This window comes from Roseibium sp. TrichSKD4, assembly GCF_000148725.1.
Classification (GTDB): Bacteria; Pseudomonadota; Alphaproteobacteria; order Rhizobiales; family Stappiaceae; genus Roseibium.
In genome coordinates this window covers 155,247-180,928 of sequence record NZ_GL476321.1, presented here as the reverse complement: position 1 = coordinate 180,928, position 25,682 = coordinate 155,247, and the positions used below count along the sequence as shown (strand labels likewise).

The 25,682-nt window shown below is 56.6% G+C and carries 29 protein-coding genes and 2 pseudogenes; 11 read left to right on the top strand and 20 right to left on the bottom strand.

The annotated features are described in order from the left end of the window. Together TRICHSKD4_RS32520 and TRICHSKD4_RS27205 are read left to right on the top strand one after the other, a co-directional pair. Positions 1-128, top strand: a pseudogene (locus tag TRICHSKD4_RS32520) (type II toxin-antitoxin system RelE/ParE family toxin); the annotation flags it as partial. A 92-nt stretch (positions 129-220) separates the two neighbouring features. Beyond that, positions 221-889 (top strand): AbiJ-NTD4 domain-containing protein, encoded by a 669-nt coding sequence (locus tag TRICHSKD4_RS27205; RefSeq protein ID WP_009469701.1) that lies wholly within the window; start codon positions 221-223, stop codon positions 887-889. Positions 890-934: 45 nt separating this feature from the next. Here TRICHSKD4_RS27205 and TRICHSKD4_RS28740 read toward each other — a convergent pair whose 3' ends face one another. After that, positions 935-3,964 carry a Tn3 family transposase gene (locus TRICHSKD4_RS28740; protein WP_009469700.1) on the bottom strand — a complete coding sequence of 1,010 codons (3,030 nt, stop codon included), beginning with the start codon at positions 3,962-3,964 and terminating at the stop codon, positions 935-937. 130 nt (positions 3,965-4,094) lie between these two features. Between TRICHSKD4_RS28740 and TRICHSKD4_RS27195 the strand changes: the two genes are divergently transcribed. Genes TRICHSKD4_RS27195 through TRICHSKD4_RS27190 form a run of 3 tightly spaced genes read left to right on the top strand, consistent with a single transcriptional unit; the run spans position 4,095 to position 5,267 of the window. After that, a complete protein-coding gene (locus TRICHSKD4_RS27195; RefSeq protein WP_040617683.1) occupies positions 4,095-4,742 on the top strand; it encodes a recombinase family protein in 648 nt (215 codons plus the stop codon). A 31-nt stretch (positions 4,743-4,773) separates the two neighbouring features. Continuing rightward, positions 4,774-4,959: a type II toxin-antitoxin system RelE/ParE family toxin gene (locus tag TRICHSKD4_RS29960; RefSeq protein ID WP_083782904.1), complete on the top strand. Its 186-nt coding sequence runs from the start codon at positions 4,774-4,776 to the stop codon at positions 4,957-4,959. Between the two features lie 17 nt (positions 4,960-4,976). Then, on the top strand, positions 4,977-5,267 hold the full coding sequence (locus tag TRICHSKD4_RS27190) for a HigA family addiction module antitoxin (protein ID WP_040617637.1): 291 nt from the start codon (positions 4,977-4,979) through the stop codon (positions 5,265-5,267). 53 nt (positions 5,268-5,320) lie between these two features. Here TRICHSKD4_RS27190 and TRICHSKD4_RS27185 read toward each other — a convergent pair whose 3' ends face one another. From TRICHSKD4_RS27185 to TRICHSKD4_RS27170, 4 genes are read right to left on the bottom strand one after another with little or no spacing between them, the layout of a single operon-like run. Then, a complete protein-coding gene (locus TRICHSKD4_RS27185; protein ID WP_009469696.1) occupies positions 5,321-5,689 on the bottom strand; it encodes a thermonuclease family protein in 369 nt (122 codons plus the stop codon). A gap of 2 nt (positions 5,690-5,691) precedes the next feature. Next, a complete protein-coding gene (locus TRICHSKD4_RS27180; RefSeq protein WP_009469695.1) occupies positions 5,692-7,641 on the bottom strand; it encodes a type IV secretory system conjugative DNA transfer family protein in 1,950 nt (649 codons plus the stop codon). Further along, complete coding sequence (locus tag TRICHSKD4_RS28735; RefSeq protein ID WP_009469694.1) at positions 7,638-9,608, bottom strand: relaxase/mobilization nuclease domain-containing protein; 1,971 nt, start codon at positions 9,606-9,608, stop codon at positions 7,638-7,640. The genes TRICHSKD4_RS27180 and TRICHSKD4_RS28735 overlap by 4 nt, the downstream gene beginning before the upstream one ends. Then, complete coding sequence (locus TRICHSKD4_RS27170) at positions 9,605-10,039, bottom strand: DNA mobilization endonuclease VirD1/MobC family subunit (protein WP_009469693.1); 435 nt, start codon at positions 10,037-10,039, stop codon at positions 9,605-9,607. The genes TRICHSKD4_RS28735 and TRICHSKD4_RS27170 overlap by 4 nt, the downstream gene beginning before the upstream one ends. 564 nt (positions 10,040-10,603) lie before the next feature. Here TRICHSKD4_RS27170 and TRICHSKD4_RS27165 point away from each other — a divergent pair. From TRICHSKD4_RS27165 to TRICHSKD4_RS27150, 3 genes are all read left to right on the top strand, one after another. After that, positions 10,604-11,314 carry a hypothetical protein gene (locus TRICHSKD4_RS27165; protein WP_040617636.1) on the top strand — a complete coding sequence of 237 codons (711 nt, stop codon included), beginning with the start codon at positions 10,604-10,606 and terminating at the stop codon, positions 11,312-11,314. Further along, on the top strand, positions 11,304-11,918 hold the full coding sequence (locus TRICHSKD4_RS27160) for a VirC2 family conjugal transfer protein (RefSeq protein ID WP_009469691.1): 615 nt from the start codon (positions 11,304-11,306) through the stop codon (positions 11,916-11,918). Before TRICHSKD4_RS27165 ends, TRICHSKD4_RS27160 begins: the two co-directional genes overlap by 11 nt. A 258-nt stretch (positions 11,919-12,176) precedes the next feature. Beyond that, positions 12,177-12,770 (top strand): ProQ/FINO family protein, encoded by a 594-nt coding sequence (locus tag TRICHSKD4_RS27150; protein WP_009469689.1) that lies wholly within the window; start codon positions 12,177-12,179, stop codon positions 12,768-12,770. Positions 12,771-12,795: 25 nt separating this feature from the next. Here the strand turns inward: TRICHSKD4_RS27150 and TRICHSKD4_RS28730 are convergent, their stop codons facing one another. The 6 genes from TRICHSKD4_RS28730 to TRICHSKD4_RS27120 all read right to left on the bottom strand — a co-directional run bounded on the left by TRICHSKD4_RS28730 (position 12,796) and on the right by TRICHSKD4_RS27120 (position 15,851). After that, positions 12,796-13,713 (bottom strand): Fic family protein, encoded by a 918-nt coding sequence (locus tag TRICHSKD4_RS28730; RefSeq protein WP_009469688.1) that lies wholly within the window; start codon positions 13,711-13,713, stop codon positions 12,796-12,798. After that, positions 13,713-13,976 carry a hypothetical protein gene (locus TRICHSKD4_RS27140; protein ID WP_009469687.1) on the bottom strand — a complete coding sequence of 88 codons (264 nt, stop codon included), beginning with the start codon at positions 13,974-13,976 and terminating at the stop codon, positions 13,713-13,715. Before TRICHSKD4_RS27140 ends, TRICHSKD4_RS28730 begins: the two co-directional genes overlap by 1 nt. Positions 13,977-14,078: 102 nt before the next feature. Continuing rightward, the gene (locus TRICHSKD4_RS28725; protein WP_009469686.1) at positions 14,079-14,402 is read right to left on the bottom strand and encodes a hypothetical protein; all 324 of its coding nucleotides are present in this window, start codon (positions 14,400-14,402) and stop codon (positions 14,079-14,081) included. Continuing rightward, positions 14,402-15,016 (bottom strand): hypothetical protein, encoded by a 615-nt coding sequence (locus tag TRICHSKD4_RS28720; RefSeq protein WP_009469685.1) that lies wholly within the window; start codon positions 15,014-15,016, stop codon positions 14,402-14,404. The genes TRICHSKD4_RS28725 and TRICHSKD4_RS28720 overlap by 1 nt, the downstream gene beginning before the upstream one ends. A gap of 178 nt (positions 15,017-15,194) precedes the next feature. Further along, positions 15,195-15,332 carry a hypothetical protein gene (locus TRICHSKD4_RS30480; protein ID WP_009469684.1) on the bottom strand — a complete coding sequence of 46 codons (138 nt, stop codon included), beginning with the start codon at positions 15,330-15,332 and terminating at the stop codon, positions 15,195-15,197. Between the two features lie 294 nt (positions 15,333-15,626). Further along, on the bottom strand, positions 15,627-15,851 hold the full coding sequence (locus TRICHSKD4_RS27120; protein WP_009469683.1) for a hypothetical protein: 225 nt from the start codon (positions 15,849-15,851) through the stop codon (positions 15,627-15,629). 261 nt (positions 15,852-16,112) lie between these two features. Here TRICHSKD4_RS27120 and TRICHSKD4_RS27115 point away from each other — a divergent pair, with 261 nt between their 5' ends. Both TRICHSKD4_RS27115 and TRICHSKD4_RS28715 read left to right on the top strand, forming a co-directional pair. Beyond that, a complete protein-coding gene (locus tag TRICHSKD4_RS27115) occupies positions 16,113-18,152 on the top strand; it encodes a DNA topoisomerase (RefSeq protein ID WP_009469682.1) in 2,040 nt (679 codons plus the stop codon). Beyond that, a complete protein-coding gene (locus TRICHSKD4_RS28715; RefSeq protein ID WP_009469681.1) occupies positions 18,136-18,369 on the top strand; it encodes a hypothetical protein in 234 nt (77 codons plus the stop codon). Before TRICHSKD4_RS27115 ends, TRICHSKD4_RS28715 begins: the two co-directional genes overlap by 17 nt. Before the next feature lie 45 nt (positions 18,370-18,414). On the opposite strand, the gene TRICHSKD4_RS27110 is transcribed toward TRICHSKD4_RS28715, so the two are convergent. Continuing rightward, complete coding sequence (locus TRICHSKD4_RS27110) at positions 18,415-18,747, bottom strand: DUF736 family protein (RefSeq protein ID WP_009469680.1); 333 nt, start codon at positions 18,745-18,747, stop codon at positions 18,415-18,417. Between the two features lie 271 nt (positions 18,748-19,018). Between TRICHSKD4_RS27110 and TRICHSKD4_RS27105 the strand changes: the two genes are divergently transcribed. Continuing rightward, positions 19,019-19,339 carry a hypothetical protein gene (locus tag TRICHSKD4_RS27105; RefSeq protein ID WP_139052328.1) on the top strand — a complete coding sequence of 107 codons (321 nt, stop codon included), beginning with the start codon at positions 19,019-19,021 and terminating at the stop codon, positions 19,337-19,339. Between the two features lie 22 nt (positions 19,340-19,361). On the opposite strand, the gene TRICHSKD4_RS31060 is transcribed toward TRICHSKD4_RS27105, so the two are convergent. From TRICHSKD4_RS31060 to TRICHSKD4_RS27070, 8 genes and pseudogenes are all read right to left on the bottom strand, one after another. After that, entirely contained in the window at positions 19,362-19,529 is a 168-nt protein-coding gene (locus TRICHSKD4_RS31060; protein WP_009469677.1) for a hypothetical protein, read from the bottom strand. Positions 19,530-19,890: 361 nt separating this feature from the next. After that, the gene (locus tag TRICHSKD4_RS27100; protein WP_009469675.1) at positions 19,891-21,828 is read right to left on the bottom strand and encodes a ParB/RepB/Spo0J family partition protein; all 1,938 of its coding nucleotides are present in this window, start codon (positions 21,826-21,828) and stop codon (positions 19,891-19,893) included. Between the two features lie 808 nt (positions 21,829-22,636). Further along, positions 22,637-22,876, bottom strand: a complete 240-nt coding sequence (locus TRICHSKD4_RS31435; protein ID WP_009469673.1) for a hypothetical protein — start codon at positions 22,874-22,876, stop codon at positions 22,637-22,639. 21 nt (positions 22,877-22,897) lie between these two features. After that, entirely contained in the window at positions 22,898-23,251 is a 354-nt protein-coding gene (locus TRICHSKD4_RS31430; protein WP_208993214.1) for a hypothetical protein, read from the bottom strand. Positions 23,252-23,336: 85 nt separating this feature from the next. Beyond that, positions 23,337-23,987, bottom strand: a complete 651-nt coding sequence (locus TRICHSKD4_RS27085; protein WP_009469671.1) for a hypothetical protein — start codon at positions 23,985-23,987, stop codon at positions 23,337-23,339. Continuing rightward, positions 23,984-24,544: a DUF3560 domain-containing protein gene (locus TRICHSKD4_RS27080; RefSeq protein ID WP_208993213.1), complete on the bottom strand. Its 561-nt coding sequence runs from the start codon at positions 24,542-24,544 to the stop codon at positions 23,984-23,986. Before TRICHSKD4_RS27080 ends, TRICHSKD4_RS27085 begins: the two co-directional genes overlap by 4 nt. A 136-nt stretch (positions 24,545-24,680) precedes the next feature. Next, a complete protein-coding gene (gene istB, locus TRICHSKD4_RS27075; protein ID WP_009469669.1) occupies positions 24,681-25,472 on the bottom strand; it encodes an IS21-like element helper ATPase IstB in 792 nt (263 codons plus the stop codon). Then, positions 25,462-25,682: pseudogene (locus TRICHSKD4_RS27070) on the bottom strand (IS21 family transposase); the annotation flags it as partial. The pseudogene TRICHSKD4_RS27070 and the gene istB, both read right to left, overlap by 11 nt.

The following is a 25,682-nucleotide window of genomic DNA, read 5'->3' as shown; positions in this document are numbered from 1 at the left end:
GGCTTCGCGCCCATTTCTATCGGGATTATGTGATTTATTACACCTATAACGAGACAGAACTTGTGATTGTCCGTGTCGTGCATGGCGCACGTGAAGCCAAGTCATTATTTCAGGAACATCAAACCTGAATAGACGAGGCAAAATTGCCACTGGTTCAAAGATTTTGCAGAGTGTGACCGGCGGGAGCGGTGCTCTGTTCAGGGAAACGATAGAGAATTTTATGACATTTTCGAAACGGCATAATTTTGCGGTCGCGGAACCGCCAATTACAATCCGAGAAGATGCGCCGGAAGGGTTGCGCTATGCGGCAATAATCAATGCGCATCATTGCCGATTGAGCTACAGCCAGATTCGAACCGTTGTTTGCAAAGTTCTTCTAACAGCTCCAGACATGGGTAACTGGTCTGAAGTTCCGAATATTCGGGATGAAGTCATATGGGAGATCAATCATTGTGAGTGGTACAAGGTCTATGATGTTATCGAGGCATTGGTTTCCTTTATTGAGGGTACATACGGATATCAGGATACAGCCGAGTATGTGAATAGCATGAACGCCCATTTCGTTGATGCTGGAATAGGCTGGAAATACGAGGCAGGGGAGGGGATTGTTTACCGTGGAGAAAACAGCTTTCAAACGGCAACAAAGACCACCTCTCAAGTTTTGGAGGAAACCGGATATCAAAGAGCATCCCGTGAAATATCGGAGGCGATAGCCGATATTTCCAGACGACCCCATCCAGATGTAACAGGCGCAATTTCACATGCCGCTGTTGCAATCGAGTGTGTCGGCAACAAAATCCTTGGCACTGAAAAAACGGGTCCGTCCCCGCAAAGGTACAGAATGCGACATAGGATTTCTGCCAAGCCTTTGAAGGCTTGGCTATTTTGATGGTTTTTGTTCCCTCAATTACAGCCTGATTTCAAGGGCTTGTTTTCAGGGGGAGGATACCGAAGCAGTCTGCGAGCTTTTGTCGGAAAAGTCGTATTCCCCCAACATGTTGATATGCGCCCATGATTGCGGCGAATGAGCCTTGATGGTCTTCATCATTTCGGCGCGAGTTTCAGGATCGGCGGCGCGAAGGCGGGTTTCGAGATAGAGATAGTTCCAGCAGATGATGGCATTCTTGATCAGACGATTGCAGGCTTCGGCTATCTGCTGATCTTCCTGGAGGGTGAAGATGAATTCGCGTGGGCTGCCCACAGCGACTGCGCGGGTGAAGCGGTTGGCCAGTTCAACCTTGTTGAGCATGGCTTCGATGTCCATTCTCAGCTCGACGCTATCGATATAACGTAGGATAAACAGGGTTTTGACGATGCGGCCGAATGCCTTGAGCGCTGTGTAGAGGCTGTTCTGTCTGGAGTAGGAATTGACCCTGCGGAAGATGTCGGAGGCGGTGGCTTCCTTGAGCTTGATGGTGACCATGAGGCGCAGAACGTCCTCCCAATGGGTGCGGATGACGTCTTCGTCGACATATTTATCAGGCTGTACAGCCCAGCTTTTCCGACCTTCCGAGTTCATGGACCTGAAGCTGTAAAGGGTTTGATGCTTGAGGCCCTTGATCCTGGGGGCATAGGCGATGTCGATCAGATAGGTGGCCCCGAAGATCGCCTCGGAATAGCCGTGGGTGTCGGTCGAATGAATTGTCGACTTGACCACGTCGTTGTGCATCAGACCGTCGATGACGTAAGCGCTGTCGCGCTCGGCGGCGCTGAAGACAGTGGAATACCAGAGCAAAATCTTGTCGCTGACATAGGTATAGGCGCTGCTTCCCCGTCCTTTGCCGAAATACTTGAAGGAGTGGCTGGCATCGAGGGAGTGACCGGGAACCTCGAACTTCTGGCCGTCGCTGGCCGTATGGGTCTGGTTGGCCTGTCGGCGGTAGACTTCCGGGAGGTCGAGACTGTCCGTGAAGGCGACGATGCGGTCATTGGCGGCGGCGAGGTTTTCGCGGGAGAAGTGCCAGTTGACGGCATGATCCAGCCCGTCTTCGGTGATGCCGGTAGAGATGCGGGCCATTTTTCGCAGTCCTATGCCGCACCCCAATCCGATCACGCCGGCCAGCAGGACGGCGGTCGAAACCGGGCGGGCATATTGCTGGCGCAGGTGCGAAAGGCTGTCGGCAAAGCCGCAGGCCCCATGGACGGTGTTGAGAATTTCGCAGAGCGGCACATAGTGTCTTTGCGGAAGAAATCTGGAAAGCGCTATCGCTTCGATTTCTTCCTGCTTGGGCGTGTTGAGCTTGATATGGCCGGCCGGGGTGACCACTACATAAGGGTTGTTGCCCTTTGCGATCGTGGTGTTGGTGAGATGAAACTGGTCGCTCAAGGCCGTCTTCAACGTCGATAGCACCGTTTCGGGGTCTGAGAACCGCGTCATTCCTGCACGTTCCAGCAACTGGTCGCGATCGCGCTGCCAGCGCTCCGTCGTGATCAGATAGCTATCCAGCGGCTGGTATTTATGGGATTGCGGCAGGTTGACGCCGCCGGCCTTGATCGCCTTGGCAACGTGCTGGAACAGCATGACCTTATAAAGCGACGGTCGGAAGTGTGTCCCGCTTCCCAGCGCTTTCCGCTCCGTGGAGTCAAGAAAACCGGAGGGTGCTGATTTGGTAATTTGGCCATCGGCCTGGCGGAAATGCACCAGTGCTGCCAAGAGCGGCTTGATATGGGGTTCGGTCTGGAAGGAGAGTGACTTCATGACGCCCGACACCTGATTTTGCAGGCGGCGGGATCTGGCTTCCAGAATATCGTAATAGCGGGCGTCTTCCGCCTGAGACAGGCCTGCATCATCCTTCATGTCCTTCAGGATGGCATCGGACAAGACCGGTTCCGCATCGACCGGAAACAGCAGCAGATGCAAGCTTTCCAGCTTGTCGGCGTCGCTAAGGTGGCCGGCTTCGAACACGCCGCGCAGGGTCGCCATGGCGGACTGAAAGTGGTCCTCGAATGCCTGGATCTGAGCCCTCAGCTTCGCGGCCTGGGATTTCCTTTCGACATAGCACCAGTCCTTGAACTCGCGGGTTGCAGCAGTCTCGGTGGCCTTGACGGATGAGAGCAGTGTGGCGACCAGGTTGTCCTGCAGCGCGAAATACTGATGGACGACAAAGGCGATCAGGTGGAGATATCGGTCCGCCGCCTTTCGCCGCCGCAGGTCGTGAGGATCGGATTTCATGACGGCGAGCGCGTAGTTGCGGGTACTGTTGCGATCCCAACCCAATATAGCGATGATCGGTTCGAGCTTGTGGAACAGGTCTGACAAGTCCGTGTGATTGGCCAGCCTGCCCTTGACGGAACGCGGGCGAACGGATTGCGAATTCTGTTTCAGGGCAGCCAATCGGCTGCGGGTAATTCCATCGGACTCCGGGTTCTCACCCAGGAGCAGATCGAGTTCGTGACCAAGCTGTTCCGGCAGGTGAGCCTCGATCGTAGCCGTCTCGCGGGTTTTGAGGCGGCCGATGGCAGACAGGATCAGTTCCTGCAGGCGGCGGTAGCCGGGAAGCGCGATCCGGTTCGTCAGAAGATGATCTATCGAGGCATGGAAAATGGCCTTTGGCTTTTCGTGTGCCCTGACCTTCTGGTCGATCAACTGAGAAAGCTGCGCCTCACCATCTCCGCTCAGGGTCCGGAAGCCGGCGAGGCGCTCGATAATGCGCTCGTGTCGTTGACGTGTCCGGTCCTGATAGCCGTCAGGCTTGAACAGGCTGCCGTCATATCCCAACCGGCCAGCGACATAGGCTATGTCGTTCTCGTGAAATGCCTCCGGAGAAAAGCATCGCCGACTGTGGCGGAAATAACCGGCATTCAGATAAAACCCGATCCGGTGGGCCGGATCGCGCAATTGCTCTATCTCTCGCTGGAAGCCGAGCGGTAAATCGAAGGCGGCCTTGCGCTGTGCCGCGTTCATTCTGGGCGGCGTGTTGAAGGCAATCAGTTCGCTTGGCGAAAGGATTTGCATGCGGGGCATTGGACGCGTCTCTTATTGTTTCGGATAGAGTTTGCTATCCTTTATTTGTGAGACGGGATATGATACAAATACGTCCAAGCTGGCGGCTCATTTTGCCGGTGTCACACAAACGACCGTCTGTGAAGCGCTCATGAAGCTCGGATATGCACGGATTTCCAAAGCAGACGGATCGCAGACACTCGATCTGCAGTTGGATGCGCTCGCCAACGCTGACGTCGCTCCCGATCAGGTCTACAAGGATGAGGCATCCGGCAAGAAGGACAACCGCCCCGGTCTGGAGGCATGTCTGAAGGCACTGCGCAAAGGTGACACCCTTTATATATGGAAGCTTGACCGGCTGGGTCGCGATCTCAAGCATCTGGTCACCACTGTGCGCAATCTCTCGGAACGAGGCGTCGGGCTTTGCGTCCTTACAGGCCAGGGCGCAAATATCGACACCACCACGTCGAGCGGCAAGCTGATATTCGGGATCTTCGCGGCTCTGGCCGAGTTCGAGGGCGATCTTATCCGTGAACGAACCATGGCCGGCCTCGCTGCCGCCCGTGCACGTGGACGTAAAGGCGGCCGACAATTTGCATTGACCAAAAATCAGATCCGATTGGCTCAGGCCGCTATGGCAAATCGTGACACCAATGTCGCAGACCTTTGCAGTGAGCTCGGCATCACCCGAGCTACACTCTATCGATACGTTGGACCAACAGGACAGTTGCGAGATCACGCAAAGCGGGTTCTGAAAATCGATAAGCAACCACTGCCCGCCGCAAACACGGCAACATAGATCCTATGTCGCATTCTGTACCTTTGCGGGGATAGACCCAATATTAGATGCCGCTGAATCGATCTCTGACTTGGCAGCCTTGCCCAGCAATCGGTTCGAGGCGCTTTCCGGGGATCGGGAAGGGCAATTCAGCATACGAATAAACCAGCAGTGGCGCATCTGTTTCGAATGGCCTGACGATGGCCCCGAAAACGTGGAAATCGTTGACTACCACTGAAGGCAAGGAACTTGACCATGAGAACTCCAATTCACCCTGGCGAAGTCCTGAAAGATGAGCTGGAAGAAATCGGTATCAGCGCCGCGGAGTTAAGCCGACAACTTAGAGTGCCTGAAAATCGAATGTCAGAGATTATACGCGGCCGTCGTAACGTGACTGCTGACACAGCATTGCGTCTTGGAAAGTGGTTCGGCACGTCTGCTCTGTTTTGGTTGAACCTGCAGAAAAGCTACGAGCTCCGCTGTGCGGAGCAGGCGATGGGCAACGACATAAACCAGATACAACCGCGTGTTGCGGTTGCAACATAAGGCAAATTGGCGCGTAACCATGCCCGGCGATTTATAATCTCAAGCCGCTACACCTAACACCAAGGCCGCCGCTTGCCGGACCATGGCCGCGCGAGTCCGTCAGCAACGAGCTGGCGGCCAATATCTTTTCCATTTGCCAGAACACGGGCAAGGGTCCGCCCGTATTTGTCCCGGCCACTCCTGACAATCTGTATCTTTTGATGTTTGACCAGCTCGGCAACCCGGTGCTTGGCTTCAAGGGCAAGCTGGCGCTCATAGCGGCAGTGCCCGTCGATTTCCGGGGTATCGATGTTTTCGATACGGATTTTCTCGGCACCACTGTGGCGACCGATCAGGAAAGAGTCTCCGTCCCAGATCCGGAGGGTTTCCGGTTCACAGACGGAAACACACATCAAAATGGCAACGGCAATATGTGAGGGCATGATTATCCTACGTCTGTGATTGCCTGTCTTACTTGCAGGGCTTTCTCAAGCTGAAGGTCTGCTTTCGCCTGAATCATGTCCAGCCGCTCTTCTTCAGTTGCGTCATGTGGTTGGGGTGAAGTTTTCATGCGCCTGATCGGAGATGGCTCCTCGCCGACGGCTTCTTTCGTCTCGACGACGCCAGTCTCCGACATGGCCGACATGGCTGGAGCGGTCTGCTCGACTTGTTCGCCTGTCTCCTCTGGCTCCACGTCAGGAACACCTTGCGGAACAACCAGCTTTTCCGCTTCTGGCAGGGGACCTTTCTGCGATTCAAAGATCTTCTTCAGGTCACGGTCCTCGTAGTAACGCACCTTGTCTGCCAGAACCGCGTCCTGCCCCTGAATGAGAAGAACCACCTTGTCATCGCTCAGGCGGCGAAGATCCTCGGGACGAAGCAGACGTGCGCCTTCCTCGCGCTCGGAGATGTTCGCGCCCCCGAACTTGTTCATCTGCCAGGATTTGGACCGGCTCTTGCGTGTAAAGTCACCGATGGCCTTGGAGACATATTCCGGCGTTTCCGCATCGGCCGGGGCCATGTAAAGTTGCAGGCGGCAGTTGGCGAGCAGGTTCTGAGCGCCATCCGGGCCATACGTCGCCTTCAGGTTTGAGATCGACTGCGCCACGATCATGAGGCGGCCTCCATAAGACCGCAATGTCGTAATGCCCTGACTGAGCGCGGCCATCTTGCCAAGGGACGGGAACTCGTCCATCAGCAACAGGACCGGATAAGGCTCGTCTTTGCCAGGTTCTGCACGCTGAAGGGTCGCAACGGTCTGCTGGAACAAAAGGCGGATCATCGGCGCCAGGATCGCAAGATCGTTCGGATTGACCACGATGTAGATGCTGGCTGGGCGCTTGCGCAAATCGCTTATGGAAAAGTCGCTGGTCTCTGTCGCATCCCGCAAAAGCTTGAAGCGCCATTGGCTCAGGCCGGACGACATCAGAACCGACATATAGGCGGACACGGTTTTGACATCCGTCATGGCAACGGTGTTGAAGACGCTCCTGGCAGCCTCCACGCTCGTCTGGGCGGCAAGCTTTTCAAAGAGGGCAGTGAAGTCCGTTTTGTCATCGTCTGGATCACCGCCGGAGGTCAGGAGCTTGTAGGCTTCCCCAAGGCTTGGTTTCCCGCGCTCGATGCTGAGAAGAATGGTGGCCGCAAGGATTTCCTTGGCGCTCTGGATGAACCCTTCCGCACCCTTGCCCGGCGCAACAAGAAGCGCCTCGACAATACGCTCGGCCTCCAGTTGTTGATGATCCGGCGAAAGCCCCACCAATCCCTCAAGCGGGTTGAAGCGATGGGTGCGACCCTCACTGTCGAACGGCGAGAACTTGAACACCTTGTCACCCATGTCCAGCCGCTGGCGAGAGGTCTTCTCGAAGTTCTCGCCCTTTACATCGAGGCAAATGACACTGCCCGGATAGGTTAGCAGCGTGGGTATGACCACGCCGACGCCTTTACCCGAACCGGTTGGCGCGCCGATAAACGAGTGAGGAATGTCCTTGCTCGTGATGAACTTGCCACGCCCCTTCGGGCCGGATGTCTTGGCATAGACCGGACCTGCGATGGCTGAGGCACTCGCAAGGAGCCCGTTATTCTGCAGGTCCTGCACGCTCGCCCACCTTGCCGAGCCGTGGCTGTCCAGGGTCGGGCGCACGCCAAGGACAACGGCGGCAACAGCACCAACAAGACCAAGCCCGCCGCTCACATAGAGCACCTGTGTCCAGTATTTCGGGAAAGGAGACTGGCCCCATGGGCTGACCCGGAAGGCATCCAGCAACTGGAACTGGTCGAGCGGAATACCAAAACGCCAGTCCACATACGCACCAGTTAGAATGACACCGAGGAAACCGCCAATACACAATCCAAAAAGGGCAAAAAACAACCCGTCCTTAAAAATCTTGCTCACAATCCATATCCGTCATCTGTGCGCGTCCGGCGCTTTTCAGGGGGCTTTTTCTCGGATGAGCGATCACGGGCCTGCGCATCGCCCTCCCGCTCAAGCCCCGTGTCCAGTTTGCCCGTACCCAGATTTCCAAGGGCCTGTTCGAGCAATTCCTTGCGGGACCCCTCTGCGCTGGCAACTTCCGCTTCCAGATAACGACGCGCCAGTCGGGTTTGCATATCCGGGTCTTTCGACAGGCCCTGAAGCGCGTCGATATTGCCCTTTTCAAGGTCACGAAGTTTGAACGGCGAAAGCGTCCGCTTCATCGTCGGGGCAAAGTCGTCATCGACAGTGCCCCTAGATACATTGGAAAGCATCCACTCGCGGTTCTGTTCAAACTCATGGAGCCTGATTTCGCGGCGGGCTTCGCTGTAGATCTCCTGAACACGGGAATGAACGTCTTCAAGCAGCGCGTCTGCCTTCTCCTGCGCCTGTGCCGGGTCAAAACCATCCCGCTCCTGTAGATGTGCGCTAACCTCTGCCCGCTCGCGGGCGCGCCAGCTTTCCGCAATCGGATCGGCAACCGGCTCGCTGCCCCCGTAGCGCTCTAGCAGGATGTCCGGGTTGAGGCCCGTATCCTTGAGGACGTCAAGGACATCCTCCCGCGCCTGATCGGCGACCTTGCTGGAAAAGTCATCGTACCTCGTGACACCCTGATAGGCGGCCTCGTTCTTCAGGCGCCGATAGTCCTTCAAAGCCTCAACGTCCGGCATGAACCCCGCCGCTTCCCTCTTGATTTCCGAATTGACGCGCTCAAGCTGTGCGCGCTGAATACCTTCAGGAAGATCGCTGACGGCCTGATCCATCTTTTCAAGCGTTGCCGTCAGGTTCTTCCGCTTCTCCTCGATCAATGCGTCCATTTCCCGGATCTCCTTTGCCGTCACGATCTCAACCGGCGTGATCTTGCCGTAGGCTTTTTCCTGCTGAACATACGTCCGCCGCAGAACCGTCCGTGTTTCCGGGCCAAGCGCCTTCAGCTCCTGCCCCGATGCCACCAACTGCGCCGCCTCTTTCAAAAGCCAGGCGTGATCCGGCATCTTCTCCCCAATACGGCCCGCATCCCGATGAGCCTGAGCGACAAAAATCGTGCTCGCCAGCGCCGCCTTCAGCGCCGACACAGGATTGTGTTCCCGCGCTTTGGGAGCCCGCTCCTGCCTGCGGGCACGCTGCACCTCACAATCGGTATAGGGACGTTCCTCAACGCCGCGGGCAAAGCGCGGTGTCGCCTCAAGGGCAATGCCATGTTCGGCGGCCACCCGGACCTGAACAAAGCGCATTTCGTCATAGTCAAAATGACCCCGCTGGGACACTTTCAGCCAGCTTCCCTCTTCAAGCCCCCGCCGGTTCACCACAACATGCATGTGCGGATGATCACAGTCCGTGTGGAACGCGGTAAAATAATCAAACGTGTCGCCATACTTGCCGCTTGCGAACATTTCCTCCGCAAACGCACGACCGGCCGCATAGGCCGCCTTCTGATCCGTTCCCTTGGGAAAGCTGACCGCAAAATGCGCCGTCTTGTCGAGCTTGCCATGACCCTGGTCCGCGATCTCCCATGAGGTCATCATCTCGGCTTCCTGCTCGTCATCGATAACAAGGCCGCAATAGCGGTCGGAGCGCTCAAGCTCCACCGAACCATCCTTGCGAAGGTAATTCATCTGGTCCCGAATACCCCGCAAGGTGTTCGTACCCCCGCCCCGGATCTGCTTGACCATCGCCTGATTGCGCCGGGACAGGACCGAAGTGGACAGGAACCCTCCCCCAGATCTCGGACGGGAGACCTTTGCCTGCATGTCCATTGCATATTTCAGCATCGGACCGCGCATTGTCGCCGGGATCTTCAGGACGCCCCAGTCCTCGCCCATCACCGCCTCAAGCGGATCGATCTCCTCCCCGACAAGATAGATGTCTGTGACAAAGCTCCGGATCATTGCCCCAGAGCCTTTCGCAGCAAGCCTTCCGCATCCGCCTTGCGCGTCTTCAGGTTCAACAGGATCTGGATCTGGGTTTCCACCCTGGCGAACAGTTTGCCGAACGATTTTCGCTCTTCAAAGAAGCGCTCATACTCCGGCTTGCCCGTGACATTCGCCGCTTTTGCGATCTGGTTTATGTTGGTCGCAATACCGCCCACCTGCCGCAACAGGTCGCGCAGGGTCGCTCTGACTTCATTGTCATAGTCCAGAAATCCGCGGGCATGGAGCACCAGAACACGCAGGACACGATTGCGTTTTGCCCCGACCTCTTCACACAAGGCATCGAGCGCGGCGACTTCCGCCCTGCGCATTCGCACGGAAATAACGACCCAATCCGTATCAGAAAGCGCTTCCTTCCCACCCTCATTCCCGCTTTCTCCTGCGCTCATCTCAAAAAATTTCCGCTTTTCAAAACTCTCAAATCAACAGCAGCGCTGTCGAAAACAAGGGGGGTCGTGGATCAGTCTCAAGCCTTGGCCCTCTGGGGCGGAGAGGAGACTTGAGGCGGAGTGTCGTATTTGTGGCAGGGGGTGTGGAGCGCACCCCTTCGCAAATGTATTACATTTGCACTATCCTGCCACGTATACGACAAAGAGAGGATACACGACCCCCCCTTACCTTGTTCAACCAAAACCTTCAGTGGGTGAACAAGTCAAAAATGCGCCGCAAAGCGGCCCATTGTCCTTTTGTAATTTTATCACTTTGAGAGAACGTAATTTCATAACTTCATTCACCTCCCTCACGAGGAGACGTGCGAACGCACGGCATTTCGTCGCGATGTCTATATGTCACTCTATGGTTTTGTCTGTTTGTAATTTTGTCATTACAAAATGTTGTTTGAATGTTTTAGTGTTATTGGGTTTTTTCATAAGCTTGTCGGATCATGTGAACATCGTTACAAAATATCGTCGTTTGGTTGTGATATCGTTTTTAAGTTATGTGGAGATAAATTGATGGAATTGGTGAATTTCACAAGCTTCAAGGGAGGCGCGGGGAAGACCACCGCGCTCATGGCCGTTTGCTCCTGCCTTCTCGAACGCGGGAAAAAAGTCGCCATCTTCGAAGCCGATGACAACAGGCCAATCTCCAAGTGGCGCGACAATGCAATCGAGAAAGGAACATGGCATGACAACTGTTCCGTCCTGATCGCAGACACGCTCTCCAATTTTGAAGCCGCCTATGAAGAGGCCAGCAAAAGCGGATACCACATAGCGCTTGCCGACTCCCAGGGCGGCGGATCAAACCTGAACGACATGATCCTGATAAATTCGGATTTCATTGTTCTCCCGACAGCCCTGACAACACTGGATGCCGATGAAGTCATCGAAACATACCAGCATGTCATCAAGACGCTCGCCCGTGAGGGATTGGAGATCGACCTTGCAATCCTGAAAACAAGAGTGCCGACCAGCAAGCTCACACAAAGCCAGATGCGCACCAGCACCCTCCTCGACGAGTTGCCTGTCTTTTCCCAACCCCTCCATCTGCGCGATGCCTTCGCCGACATGAAATTCAAGGGCCTGCTCCATCAGACCATCCTCAAGATGAAACAGAACCCGAATGATGCCCTTCACGCCTCTCACTTCCAAAAGGCCATAGACGAAGCAGACATCATCACCGCCGACATTCTGAGCGCCCTGGAGAACGCAACCAATGGCAATTAAGAGACCAACAGTCCCTTACGCGCAGGCGCGGGAACAGCTTCGCCAGACAAATCAGGATGCTCAGTCTGCAGAACAGCCGAATGCCAGTCCTGTTGACGATGATGAGAATGCAGCCGAACGGCCTGCTGAAAATGCTGGGCCGTCAAACACGACAACAGATCCGTTCCCCGCTCCCCTCACCAATCAAGCGGAAACAGGAAGTCCCGTTCAAACACCAGGACCGACAAAGCAGGCAAGGGCCACACCCGGATCGGCTTCGCGCATGACCATCTCCGTAAGCGTCCCAATACCGCAAAAGGGTGTGTCCCCATTCTTCGATGCACTGGTCGAGGACTATTCAGAACAGGAGGCGTTGAGATACATTCTCAATGAGGCCCTGCCAGCCTATGAAGCTCTCCTTCTCGGCGGCAAATTCAAAAAGCTGCCCAAAGACTATCCGGCGACAACCACGATTGTTTCCACTCGCAGAACATTCTCCGGTGAAGCCTTTGAAGCCGCGAGAAAGGCATTTGATCGCTTTGGTGTCCTCAGCCAGTTCAAAATAAGCAAAATGATCGCACAGGCCGCTCTCGCGTCCTATTTTAAAAACGAAAATGCCAATTAAGGACACATCTGGCGGAACCCGCCTTTCCCACAATCCTTCGGCTTCTCTTCGGCGCTCTGTCGGGGAGCGCGTTCAGCCTCCGGACCGCTCCACCTGCTTTCCAGAGAAAGCAGGTTACGGCCCTCACGGGCTGGAAAAGACTACCGAAAACCGTCTTTTTCCTGTTGATTGACCCAATCTCCCCCTGACCGCCATGCCCCGAATGGCTAGGGTCCGCTCATTGCGCCACCATCATCATTTCAGTTTGGAAGACACATAATGACTTCGCCGCAAGCCTCCAGCTCGATCAGGGCAACCAAGCTCACCCTCTCCTTCAACTCCGCCAGGGTTGACCTGCCCGAGCAAGAACCGGCAGCGCCTGCAAAATCCACAGAGCCGGTGCAGATCCTGCCTCAAACGGAGAAGTCAGCGGAGAAGAAGGCGGCAAAGCCCGACAAACCGGCATCCAAACCAAAGAAGCAGAAAACCAATCCAAGGGCGCTCACCGAATACCACCGCCCTCGCATTCTCGGAACGCTTGCCCAGGCCCTTGGCCTTGAGACAATCGAACAGCTTCCGCCCTACTTCCTCGTTGAAGAGATCGTTCCAGCCAAGATCGGCCTGAAAAAGGATTTGATAGAGCGGTTCAACGACCGAACCATCGACAAGGCGCTCCTGGACCAGGGGATGAAACAATTCCGTTGGTCACTGGGGTACTGCAATGCAGTCCTGGAAGACACTCAGCGATATGATCTTGATCTCAATCCCGTTGAAGGAACTGACGGGCAGATAACGGATGATCATCGCAATCATGCCCGGATGCAGCGGGACACCATCCTGAAATCCATTCGCAACAAGAAGAAAACCAAATGAGGCGCGGCGACAAGGCGTGCTCCCATCAAAGGCCGTAGCCATCATCCCCTGATCCTCTGGAAGACCGCCGGGGCGCGGATCGCTCGTGCTCCGGTGCCTCGCGCCTTTCAAGCTTCTCCTTGTAGAGCCCGGCTTTCCTTGCAAGTTCAAGATGATCTTCACTGCCCACGTCTTGTGCAGCCTTTATGAACTGGTCCAGATATTCACCCTGCTTTGCAAGGTCATCGGTGCCCGCAAGTTTGTAGGCCAGTTCAGTCAGCATATCATCGGCGGATTTCGGTAGGGCTCCGGCTTCCTTGGCAAGGCCGCGCTCTTTCCCCTCCTGCTCGCGGGTAAATTCCCGCTGGCGGGCATCCGTCAATATCCGCGTCAGGTGCTCGCTCTGACCAAACGTGCCAACCACAAGGGCATGGCGGACGAACTCGGCATTGTCTCGCAGAAGTTCCCGGTCCAGTCCCATACCATTGGCTTCCGCAAACTGATGCATGAATGTCATCGTCGTGCGGGTGTTGCCCTCACGGAACGGATGAACCTGCCAGACATCGATGATCTTTTGCGCAAAAAGGGCCATGTCCTGCGGTCGGGACATATCCTTCAGACCTGACCAGTCCGTTGAGCCCAACTCCTTGAGATGCTGGCCTGCCTGAATACGGATCAGATGGAAAGGCGCATATTGAACGCTGGCCCCGCCGAGCTTTTCTTCGCTCTTTTGAAGATTGACCGTCCGCGTTTCCCCGGCAAACGGATACACCGGCTCGAATATGCGCCGGTGGATGTCCCGAAGGTGATCAAAGTCGAACTGACCATCAACCGGGTCTCTTTGAAGAACGGTCAGCGCCTGAAATGTCAGCCTGCGCTCTCGTCTCTCAAGCTTCTCTGCATCCCGGATGTCAAAGTGATTTTTGAGAATGGTTGTTCCCGGATAGAGATACGGATCAGCCATCAAGCGGCGCGTCTCCGCTTGGCTTCGACATACTCATCATCCAAAGCGTCACACTCTGCCTCCGACAGGAAACCTGCCTCCTGACAGACGGCCAGAAACTGGGTAAGCAGATCCGGTTCATCCCGGGAGATTGCCATTGCCGACAGGGCGGCCCTGTGACCAATCGTCAGCATGGCCGCAACAATCGGTTCAAGCGGGCTGGTATCCAGCGTCTTGATCACCTGATTGGCAAGTTCAACGGCATGGGCATGATCGCGGATCATGAACGCCCCCTTTCAAAATCACGTCTATATGGTTGTTTTTTATAGCATAAACCACGCTTCAATACCAGCGTGACAAGCGTAAAACCCGCAGAAACCCTATATTTATCTATGGGCTGGATCGCTCGGGGACGGGGAGCGGAGTACCGCGTCTGACCCATAAATCCGCCGGTATTCTTCATAGCCTTCGCTCAAGTCCCGGAAAGCGCCGCCACGGGCCTGTTCCAGACACCGCATGTAGCTTTCCAGATCCTCAAGATAGGTCTGGAACTCCTCCCGCGCATACTCATAGAGCGGATCGGATTTCGGCAGGTGATAGTCGAACGGCTTTTCCGGCAGATAACAGTCAGGGGCCTGTGCCAGTGAAGGCACAGACCCCATCAACAGATTTGCAGCAACAAAAGCCGCGACAACCGAATGTGGCCGCATCACCGTTCGACAACGGTTCCGTTGCCAGTGTTGATGAAAAAACGCGGCGAGGTATAGGCGTCCGGCTGTCCGGCCTGAACCGTGACCTGTGTCACCATGTTCACATAGGTCGGCTGCACCTTGCCCTCATAGATCGTCACGTAATCGTCGCCCTGACGAATCCGCCGCTTGCTCTCATAGCAAAAGGCCGTGGCTCCACTGCCTTCTGAATCCCGCTCATAGAACAGCGTCTTGCCCGGATCACACAGATAGCTGTTCTGGCCGTGCAGAAAATTGACATTAGCGTCCACCGCCTCATAGGCGCCGCCATCATCAAAGGTGCAGATGCCAAAAGGCGCTTTGCCCTTTCTAAGGCGCTTGAACATATAGGACTTGGCATCCCCGCACCCGGACGGAAACCCTCCGGCCAGACACAGGATGACCTTGCAGTCCATGTCGTAATCTTCTTCCGCCTGGGCAGGGACGGCGAACGTGGCGGCGGTCAGAAAGAGGCCGGCAACGGCCATCGGGAAAAGGTGTTTCATCGAACAGGTCTCTCGTAAATCATTGACACCATCAAGAACACGGCGTTCCTGAGCATCGGTTGTAACAACTTGAATGACCCGCCTACCCATACGGCAATTGAATCCGCGGTTCCAGACCGGAATTCAGGCAAATCAGCCTGACCTTGAACGTTTGGCCCGCAACCTCTCGAACAATGCCTGCACCTCACCTTTGGCGGCTTCCCAGATACCCAAACAAAAAGCGCGGTTAAAAAACCGCGCTTCGGAAAGTGCCTTGGACTGCCTGGGCTTAATAAACGATCACACTTGGAGAGTTATTTCCGAGTTCTTCACGAACATACCCGCGAGCATTGAGCGTTGTGTCATCAAGCGACAGCAGATAGCCGTTCACATAACGACGCCCTTGAACTGAGTTGCCATGTGTCATTCGCTCCAAAGCGCGACGTACGAAACTGCTATGAGAGTGATTTTGGGTATCAATAACCATTGTGTTTCACCTGGTGGGAGTATGGATCCTGCTTCTCAGCTAAGCTTCTATTATCATTGCGACTATTTCATGAACTTCGCATCGCTTTAGTTAGGCGCAGAGCGCATGACAGACTTGCATATTTCGCATGCGCAACATGAAATTGTGCAACGCATTATTTATGAATGCCAATCCAGTTAGCCAGTTTAGCTCACATTGGTTCAATCGAGTGCCACGTTTGGCCCCAAAGGCGGGTCAAGCCGCCGAAAGACTGCCTGCGGCGGGCCGCTTTTCATTGTCATTGTCGGCCTGCTTGGAAAAGCTGGCGCTGTAGCCGAAGCTGATCCGTACGAACGGCGGTACCGAGAGGGTCAAGCTTATCGTGAGCTTGCCGTCATGCTTCAGTTTTGCAATCAGTTTGCCGAGGTAGCCGATGACGCGGCGGCTTGTGCGGTTCAGGTATTCGATGGTCTGTTTCATAAGAAGGTCTCCCTTGATGGTTTCGATTGTGACAGGAGCACAAGGACGCAGGGGCCCCCGGAGCGATAAATGGTCCGGGCAAGGCACCGCTTGCGGTCGCAGCGAAGCGAAGAACCCTTTACGGGTTGCCGGTCGGACGGCCCGCGTAACGTTGCGCACGTCACTCTCGAACCCTTCATCAAGAAGACCTGACAACCGACATCGATTTTGAACCAGGACACAAGCCGTCACGTTAAGGCGGCAAAACTGACAGGACCCTGCATGACCTCCATCGTGATCACGGAAAAACCGTCTCAGGCCCGCAATATCCGGGCTGCGGTCGGCGGCAAATACGGGGAGATACTGGCCGCTCAAGGCCATTTGCTCCGCCTTCAGGAACCCGAAGACATAAACCCGGACTGGAAATCATGGGATGCGGTCCTGCTGCGCCCGCAATCAGGCTTCTACGGCCTTGCTCCCGATCGTGCCCAAGGCAAGGGCGAGCGGATCGACAGGATCAGGGCGGCCCTCCAGACGGCGGAGAGGGTTTACATTGCAACCGATTGTGACCGTGAAGGGCAGGCCATCGGCGAAAACCTCCTGCGTCATTTCAGGTACAAGGGACTGGTCCTGCGTGCCATGTTCACCGCCGAAGACGAAAAGACCCTTCGCGACGCCTTTGCCAATGCCAGACCGAACACCGACTATCTGCCGCTCTATCAGGCCGCCGTTGCCCGTGCGCAGTCCGATCAGATCTACAATTTGAGCCTGACACGCGCTGCGACAACACGGCTTGTCCCCTCTGGCGTGCGTCAGGTGATCGGCATTGGTCGGGTCAGAACACCAACGCTCGGCATCGTGTGCCGACGCGAACACGAACTCGCAACGTTCAGGTCGCAGGACTATCATGAGCTGACGGCAACCGTGGACGGCGGCAACGGGTCTTTTATCCTCGCCCATCGGCCAAAGGCAGAGAAACGGTATTTCGACAGGGCGCTTGCCGAGGCTGTCCGGGAAGCGGCCATCGGATACAGCGGCCCGATCACTGTCAAACAGGAGGAAAAGAGGCAATCCCCCGGCAAGCCTGCCGATTTGCCAACGCTGCAAAAGCGGGCGGCAACCTGGGGATGGACAGCCCAAAAGACGCTCCAGACAGCTCAAAGCCTCTATGAGACCCATAAGGTGACAACATACCCGCGCGCAGCAACCCGCTATTTGCCCGAAAACATGATTGATGGCGCAAAAGAGGTCTTCGCAGCACTTGGAAAGGTCGATACCACTTGGGGCCTGTGGCCTGACGCGACAATCCGCACGGGCAAGAAGGGCGTCTTTTCCAATGCCGGTCTCGATGGGGAATCTCACCATGCGATTATCCCGAACCCGGCAATGGCGGACCAGTTGCCGGAACTGGTTCAAAAGCTGAACGAGGATGAGCGCAGGCTTTTTGACTTCATCGCCAAAAGCTTTCTGGCCGCTCTCGGGCCAGATCACGTTTATCTTCGAACGGAAATCGCGCTGACCATTGCCCATCTGCCTGAGCCGGTCGTCTTTAACGCCATCGGGAAACAGACGAAGGAAGCAGGTTGGAAAGCCATCCATGGCAATTCCAGGGATGATGACGAGGAGGAGGGTGAGGCGGAACAGGAGCTGCCAGCCATCAAGGACGGCGCAACCGTCTCCATTGTCTCGGCCGATATCGAGACAAAGAAAACCACGCCCCCTCCCCGGTATTCGGAAGGCTCGCTGATCGAGGCCATGCAGAACGCATGGAAATTTGTTGAAGACGCGGAAGAACAAGCCCGGCTGAAGGAAGCCAAGGGCATTGGGACACCGGCCACACGCGACACCATCATCGAGGGCCTGAAGCGCCAGAACTTCATGGAGGTAAAAAAGGGCAAGCTGCACGCGACCCAGGCGGCGATGGATCTTTACAGGATATTGAGCGAGCGCTGCGCCGATGTGCTTGATCCCGCCTCTACCGCAAGGATGGAAAACAGGCTCGATGATATCCTGCGAGGCTCCGCCAATGCCCGCGCTGTCGTCGATGAAATCTGCAATGCAGCCCAGACAGTCATCAATGCGCTCTCAGGCAGCGGCGAGCAGCTTGCCATCAAGCGCAAGCCATCACCTGCCATGCTGAAGTTCGCGAAGATCAAGGCCGAGAAGGAAGGCGTTAAACTGACGAAAGCGCAGCTTGAGGATTTTGACGCCCTGCGCGAGTTTCTCGGGCCGATGGAAGAGCGGCCCGAAGCTGCCAAGCCCTGCCCAAATGGAGCTGGCAAAGCGGATTGCGCAGCGCACCGGCGTGGTCATCCCCCATGAGACAACACTTGACGCCAAAGCCTTGAGCGCGTGGATCGACGCCAACAACATGGCCTCAAGCGCCCAGATGGAATGGATCACAAAGCTTGTCGGGGACGGCAAGATCAAGCCCCCGAAAGGGTATCCCGACAATGTGTCGGCCTCTACGGCCAAGGCCGTTCTTGACCGGGCCTTCGGCAAGAAGGCCGGAACCGCCTCCAAGAAGGGCAGGCGCTAACCGGCAGGAAGGGTGCGCCCGGATGTACCGGGCGCTGGCTGGTCCTCAGTCGCGAGGCTCCCACTCGATGACGGCCTGAAGGGACGGAACGTCCTGACCAGGATACCGGCCAAGGTTCGCATTGAAGTGGAGCTTGCGGATCGACAGCGTGTAGTAGGTCTTGCCGTCCTGGCTCGTCTTCTTCCAGATGCCGCCGACCTCGATGTCATGACCGCGAGGGGACTTCGCATAGACCCGGTGCGTCGGGGCCTTGTCGTTGTCGGAGGCAAAGGGGACCGCCTTGATATCGATGTCGCGGTCGAGGGTGGAGATGAGGCCGGTTCCAACGGCCACTGTCAGGTCTGCATTCTCGAACTGGATGTAATTGGTGATGTTCATGTCTGATACTCCGCCTTGTGTGTTGCGATGATCGTTCAAGGCATGGCACAAAGCGATGTGCACCGAAGGCCGGAGCAAAGCGGAGGAAGCGAAGGGCCGGACTATTTGTTTTCCGCGAGGAAGGCCGCAAGGCCGGGGAAATAGTCTAGACCGCAGCTTTGCGCAAATCGTGGTGACATGCGAACGGGCATCAAGAGCAACCCCACGGCGGATGGGCATGAACGACCCTGCACAAACACGTCCGGAGCAAGCCATAGACTGACAGGCCGGATTGCGTTCTTCTTCCTCCGCTCGTTATGATGTGCGCGCCATGGACACCAGCACCCGATCAGATCAACCGGAAACACGCCGGATTGCGCCGGACCTTCCCACGTCACTCTCGACCATCCGCAAGGCCGTCGAGGACAGTGCCAGGGACCGGGTTGATACTGAACCCGTCAGGCAGGCCCTGCGATACGTCTACAAGCATGTCGATAAGGGGCCGATGCTGTGCAAGGCATGGTTTGATGCACAGGATATCGCCAACCCGGCACATCGGTTCGAGGCTGTCCGCCAAGTGGAGAATCTGATCAGGGTCAGCGCCGGGATGTGATCAAGGCGGGCTTTGGCCGGATTTACTGCTCTCGCAGATAGCCGCCCATCAGGGCCATCAGTTCCCTGCGATTATAGATGCCGAGTTCTCCGATCTCGGCGATCTTCCGGTCAATGTCAGGGGTGGTTATGGCGTGTCTGTCGGCAAGCTGCTGAATGATGTCAAAGCGGTGCGGGCCGGGTCTTCCCAATCAAGAGGCAAAAGCGGGGCGGCAAGGCTGGCAGTGCGGCGCATGGCTAAAACAACTTATGAAGATTTACCTATATAGTTGTTTATATTGGCATAATGTTCGGTTAACGCAGCGGTTTCTCGGACAGGGAAATCAAGAATCGCGCTACTCTTCTGACAGGCCCATCGGTGGGAGGGGTGTTTGAGGGACGGGGCCTTTGGGGCGTCCCTCATGAGTGATTGTCAGGTATTCGACCTGCCTGACAATCACACCCCGGACAGCGAACCGTATCACCCCGGACCCTCCCACCGACCTCTGCGATTTCCTTGGAAAAAGGGAGGCCGGTCGCAGGGGAAGAACGTCTGCGACCGGCGACGACTGATCACTCAGCCGCCTCAGAAAACTGATAAAAAGTTTGGTATTCCGGTTGCGGGACTGTGGCGGAACCGCAACGGATCGGCTCGGGCAACCAATCCTTGTCTTTCAGGGCGGTCTCGGCAAATGCCACACCCTCTGCCTTCTTCATCTCGGCTATACCATCGGCAAAGTCTGCACCGCAAGCCTCGGTCACTGCCGCCTGAATGCTCCCGCGCTGCAAATGCTGGAAATAGCTCTCCGCCGTCACCTTGAAATGATCCCGCATGTTGATCTGAACCGCTGTCCCGATCTGGTTGCCATGTTCGGCCTGTTTCGGGCGCGGGAACTTGCCCTCCACCACATTCAGCGTTTGCGCTGCCGACCATGCAAGCAGGTCCAGAAGCGAGGCGCGGCTTTGATCCATGCACCAGTCCCATAGCTCTGCCGGGTTGACTGGCAGGCGTTCGCGGATCACTTCCCCCGCGAGGTCCAGCCTGTCGAGGGCCGCGCACTGGTCCGGCTGTTTCATGGAAGCTGACAGGTCCGTATGCGTGACAGAAACCTCAAGGGCGGAATGCTCATGAAGCCCATAGCCGGAATAGGCCAGACGCAACAGGAAGCCGTGAACCACAGTGGCAAGGGCAACATCGGGGTTTCTCGCAAGCTCCATTCGAAGGGCGGCGGTTTTCTGTGCCGTCAGATCCTCAATGAGGGTAGCAGAGTGTTTGAGTACAGGCGTCCCCTGCCCTTCCGGTTCCTCAGCGCCGGTCTCCCCGGTGCCGTCTCCCGTTTCTTCCTCGTTCTGGCAATCCTCTGGTCGGACCAGACCGCGCTCGATGCGCACGGCTCCGTTATAGGTGAGCGTTACAAGCGCTCCCGCCCTTGCCATATCCTCAAGCTGGTAGGTTCCCTGCTCCGTGATCTGGTCCAGCTCGGCAAGCCTGTCGCCAATCCGGTTCCACTCCACTTCCATTTCCGGCACTTCGTCGCAAAGTTCCAGTTCGCGACAACGGGCCTCCAGCGCTTCGCGTTCGCTTTCCTGTTCTTCGCTCAATTCTCCATATTGCGGATATACCCGGTCATAGTCCTGCAAGGACTGCCAGTCGATGTCCGGGACGATCTCAATCCACTTCCAGCCTTCTGCAAGAATGCTCGCTGCCTCTCCTTCCAGCTTCTCGGCCACAAGGCGTTCCACAAGGGCGGCGTCCATGGCATAGCCGCCACCTTGATCATCGAACAAATCCCGTTTGATGCTGCCGCCTGCGGCCTCATAGGGGTCCAGTCCTCCGATGAACTGCAAGCGCTTGTCCGTTGCCTTGATCCCTTCCCCGCTGAGGGCCTGCCTGATGGCGCTGGCATGACGGCCATATGTGGGAAGGCTCTCCCAGACGCGGACCTGCTCGGCGTGGTCGTCGGTGATGGTGAAGGCTGCAAGCTGCTCAAGGGTCATGCCCTCGCGGCGGTAGAGTTCCATCAGGGCCGGGGCGACCTTGCCAAGGGCCAGACGCTTTTTGACGATGGCCTCGGTTGTTCCAAACCGGGCGGCAATGTCGGCAATGGCCTGCCCTGCCTCTGCAAGGGCTGTAAAGGCTTCGTACTGGTCCGCCGGGTTCATGGCTTCGCGCATGACGTTTTCGGCAAGGCTGAGTTCCAGCGCCTCGGCCTTGTCGATCACCTTGACCGGGACCGGATGGTCAGCGGCAAGCCTGCCTTCCTTCACCAGATGCAGGGCGGCGCGATACCGGCGACCGCCTGCCGATACATGATAACGGTCCTTGCCCTTTGCCTTGCGGACCAGAAGATTTTGAAAGATGCCTTGAGCTGCAATGCTCTCTGCCAGTTCCTCTATGCTGGTCTGGCTGTAGGTCTTGCGCACGTTCAGCGGATCGATGTCCAGCTTGTCGAGCGCCACAAGAATGATATCGCTGCTGGTGGTGTTTGCGTTTGCGTTGGTCTTGGTCATTTGGATAGTTCCCTGTTTCTGATTTCCCACGAGTTCCGGCTAGCTCTTTTCTCCGCCAATGGGCGAAGCCTCTTCACAGGCTGATCAGCCGAAACCTGTGGTTTCGGCGGAACAGAGTGGGAGGGGGCGCAGCCCGTCCCACGGGCCGGGAACGGACTGTCAAAGGATCGAAGGCGGGGTGTGGTGCGGCCCGCAGCGCAGCGAGGACACGGCCCCGGCTTCGACGACGCGCTTGTGCGGCGCTTGTCTTTTGACCGGACGAAAGAGGTCTGTTGGGCGGTACAGGAATTGAAGGAATGTCAGGGATGGGGAATGTGCGGGCCTCGCCCGCGTCAAGCCCCTGCCCTGTCCGGTCCATATGGGAGCCGCGCCTGTCGCGCGGATCTCCGCCTGGAGCAAGCGCAGCGCGCAGGGCAACGCCCGCAGAAGCTCGGCAAACCAAGCCCGCCTTGCGGACCTGATCAATCGAACCGGTTATCCGGCACTCGATGTGCCGGGGAACCGGCCCCGGCTTGGAATTTTTAGGGAAAGGCGCTATATTCAGTCACGGAGTGGGATGGCAGGTTTCCCCGCCACCCCTTTCCTTACATGATGAATGAGACCCGGAGAGTCAGTGACCAGCTGCTCCGGGTTTTCTTCAAAGTAAGGGAAACGCTAATAGGCAAAAGCCACATTCTCGTTTCCTCCGTTAGAGCGGCAAGGCTGTTGCCTCAGCCGGGCGAGCCTATCTCTCCCGGTCGCGCCGCTGGCCCGGCGCTGCTGCTTTAGCCGCTCCAATTCGAATTCAATAATCCCGTCCTTGCCGGAATCAATGATCCTGTGTGTGCACAATACGGATAATTTTCGTGCGCACAACGCAGGTTGAGAATGTGCTCTCCGGCAGGACTTCCAGTTCTTCCGCGCCCTCATGGGTGAATGTGACGGGAACCAGCGCAACAAGGGTTGCCGGTTCCCTGTGCCCGCTCTGGTCAAGCAGGGTTAGCGCGGCCTTGATGTGGCGACGCACCTTCGAAAAGGGCGGGTTCATCACGATACGGGGAAAGGCCACCTTGCCCCTGACCTGTTCGGCTTAGTCGAAGAAACACTCCTGTATGACCGGAACGCCAAGCGTTGCCACCTTGGCGGCAAGTTTGTGATGACGTTCAACGGCGGTGATTTCCCCCTTGCTGTGGCCTGACGCCAAAAGGGCGGACACAAGCGCGCCGGTTCCAGCGCTCGGCTCAAGCGTAGCGTAGTCGCCAGCCGGTCCCAGATAATCGACCATGCGGCGGGCAACATCGGGCGGGGTGACGTGGCATTCGCTGGCCTTGTCGATTACCAGCGGTTCGGCAATTTCCGGGACCTGCGGCAGGGTTGGGCAAGTGCGGCGCTGCACAGTGACAAACATGGGCTTTTCCGGGCGCATATAGACGGAAGTTTTCATGGCAGTGGTCCGGTTTTGCGGGGCGGGTATCGGAGCAATCGAACGAGAGAGGAACTCCTTCTCCTCTCGTCGGCTTTCCAGGCTGTCAGGCGGCTTTTGGCGCGGTGGTCACGCTGTCCGGTGTCGGGTGTTCCTTGCTGTCGGTCAGGAACACCGCCACACGCAGGCAGGAATGATACGGGCCTTTGTGCTCCGGGTCGGGCGCGACCTTGAAGCGGAAGCTCCCGCAAAGGCTGGTTTCGACCCAGCGGGCGTCGCTGTGGATTTTGGCATAGGCTGCCCTGGTCATGTCCACCTGCCGGAACAGGCGCGGTTCGTGTCCGTTATACCGGTTGACCGCTGCAACCTCCACGGCCCGAAAATTCAGGATCGGCGGCAAGGCCGGTTTTTTGTTCGGCACGACATAACCAATGGACTGCATCAGCTCCCGCCAGTCCTCGGCGGCAAGGTCAAGGCTCGTACCGTTTGCCAGATGAAGCGGCAGGGGTGCGGAGCTGGTCAGGACAAAGCCGGTTTCGCTCGTCTCTACTGCCGGTTTATGGGCTCCATATTCACTGGCAAAGGCTTGAAGAATGACCGGCGTCAACTCGTCTTCGTACCGCTCTATCGCTCCAAGCAAATCGCGTTCATAAGCCAGCCGGTTCAAAATATGGTCAATCCAGCGGCGGCGGTAAGGGCTGTCCATGACGGCTTGGGCATTGGTCATGGAGCGCTCGCGCAAGTCCTGAGCCGTCATGCCCCTTGCCTGTAGGCTTGCAAGTGATCCCAATAGACCAGATCACCGGTTTTAAGGCGCATTCCTGCAAGTTTTTCGATTGCCTCGTCGCTGGTTGCCTGTCCCCAGACCTTGAGGCATAGGGCGGCATGGTTGAGCGTCCTTTGAATGTCCCTCAGCTCTGCAAGCAGGGTTTTAATCCGGTTCCTGCGGGTCTTGGGGTTGTTCTTCATGTTGGCGAAGCGTTCAACGCCGGCCGCCTTCCATTGCCAGTATTGAACAGCCTTTGCAGCCCTGACCGATTTGTCCATTGCGTTGTGCATGCGTTCTTGCGTCTTGCGGGCCTTGGCTTCCGAGTGATGCCCGACAAGGATCGGTTGCCCCATGTAAAACGCCTGCGACAGGTCATCGGCGGCGCGCATGAAGGCGTTTGACTGGTGGCTGCGCTTGTCTCCGAGTGCGTCCAGCCGCTCTGCCTTTGCCTCTGCCCGTTCCGCCAGTGTGGTCAGTTCCGGCTCTATCTCCCCGGCAAGTTCAAGGCAGAAGTCCTCCCGCTTCGGGGTCCATTTGGGGGCCACGAACAATTCCTGCTTTGGTGCCCATTTGAAGCCCATTTCCTTGACGCTGGCGAAGGTTGCCGCGTGTTGATTTTCACTGAGAACTGACCCGGTATTTTCACCGAGAATTGACCCACCTTTAGTTATGCGTCGTGGTCTATGACGCGGTCAATGTTGGGGTCTCCTTTCTAGTTTTCTTTGTATCCTTGGAACTGGCTTTGAAGCGGTAGCTGTCGTTGCCTGTTTCCAAGATGTGGCAGCGGTGCGTGAGGCGGTCTAAGAGAGCGGTGGTCATCTTTGCATCTGTGAAGACCTGCGCCCATTCTGAGAAGCTAAGGTTGGTTTTGATGATGACGCTTGTGCGCTCGTAGAGCTTGCTGAGCAGGTGAAAGAGCAGCGCCCCACCTGATGAACTGAACGGCAGGTAACCGAGCTCATCCAGGATGACCAAGTCGACTTTGGTCAGCATATCAGCGATTTTCCCAGCCTTGCCAATCGCTTTTTCTTGCTCCAGTGCATTGACCAGCTCCACTGTTGAGAAGAACCGAACCTTGCGCCTGTGGTGTTCGATCGCCTGAACGCCGATTGCTGTGGCGGTGTGGCTTTTGCCCGTGCCGGGCCCACCGATCAGAACGACATTCTCGGTGTTTTCGATAAACTCACACCGGTGTAACTGCCGGACTTTCGCTTCGTTAATTTCACTGGACGCAAAATCAAAGCCGGTGAGGTCTTTGTATGCAGGGAAGCGGGCGACCTTTGTGTGGTAAGCGATGGATCGAACCTCTCGTTCCGCCATTTCAGCCTTGAGCAGCTGTGATAACATCGGGGTCGCGGCTTCAAAGGCTGGGGCACCTTGGGCGACCAGGTCTTCGACGGCATTTGCCATGCCATAGAGCTTGAGGCTGCGCAGCATGATGACGATAGAGGCTCCGGCTGGGTCATGACGCATGGCGCTTCTCCCCAGCCTGTCTCAGGCCATCGTAACGATTTAGATTTGCCTCGGGCGTGGTTTGCAATGCCAAGGCGTCCGGTGGGTCGACTTCTGGATGTTCCGTCGGCTTACGGTCGATCAACCGGTGTAGAAGGTTCAGGATATGCGTCTTGGTTGGCACACCCGCTTCCAGCGCCTTGTCCACGGCGCGTAACACGTCCTCTTCGT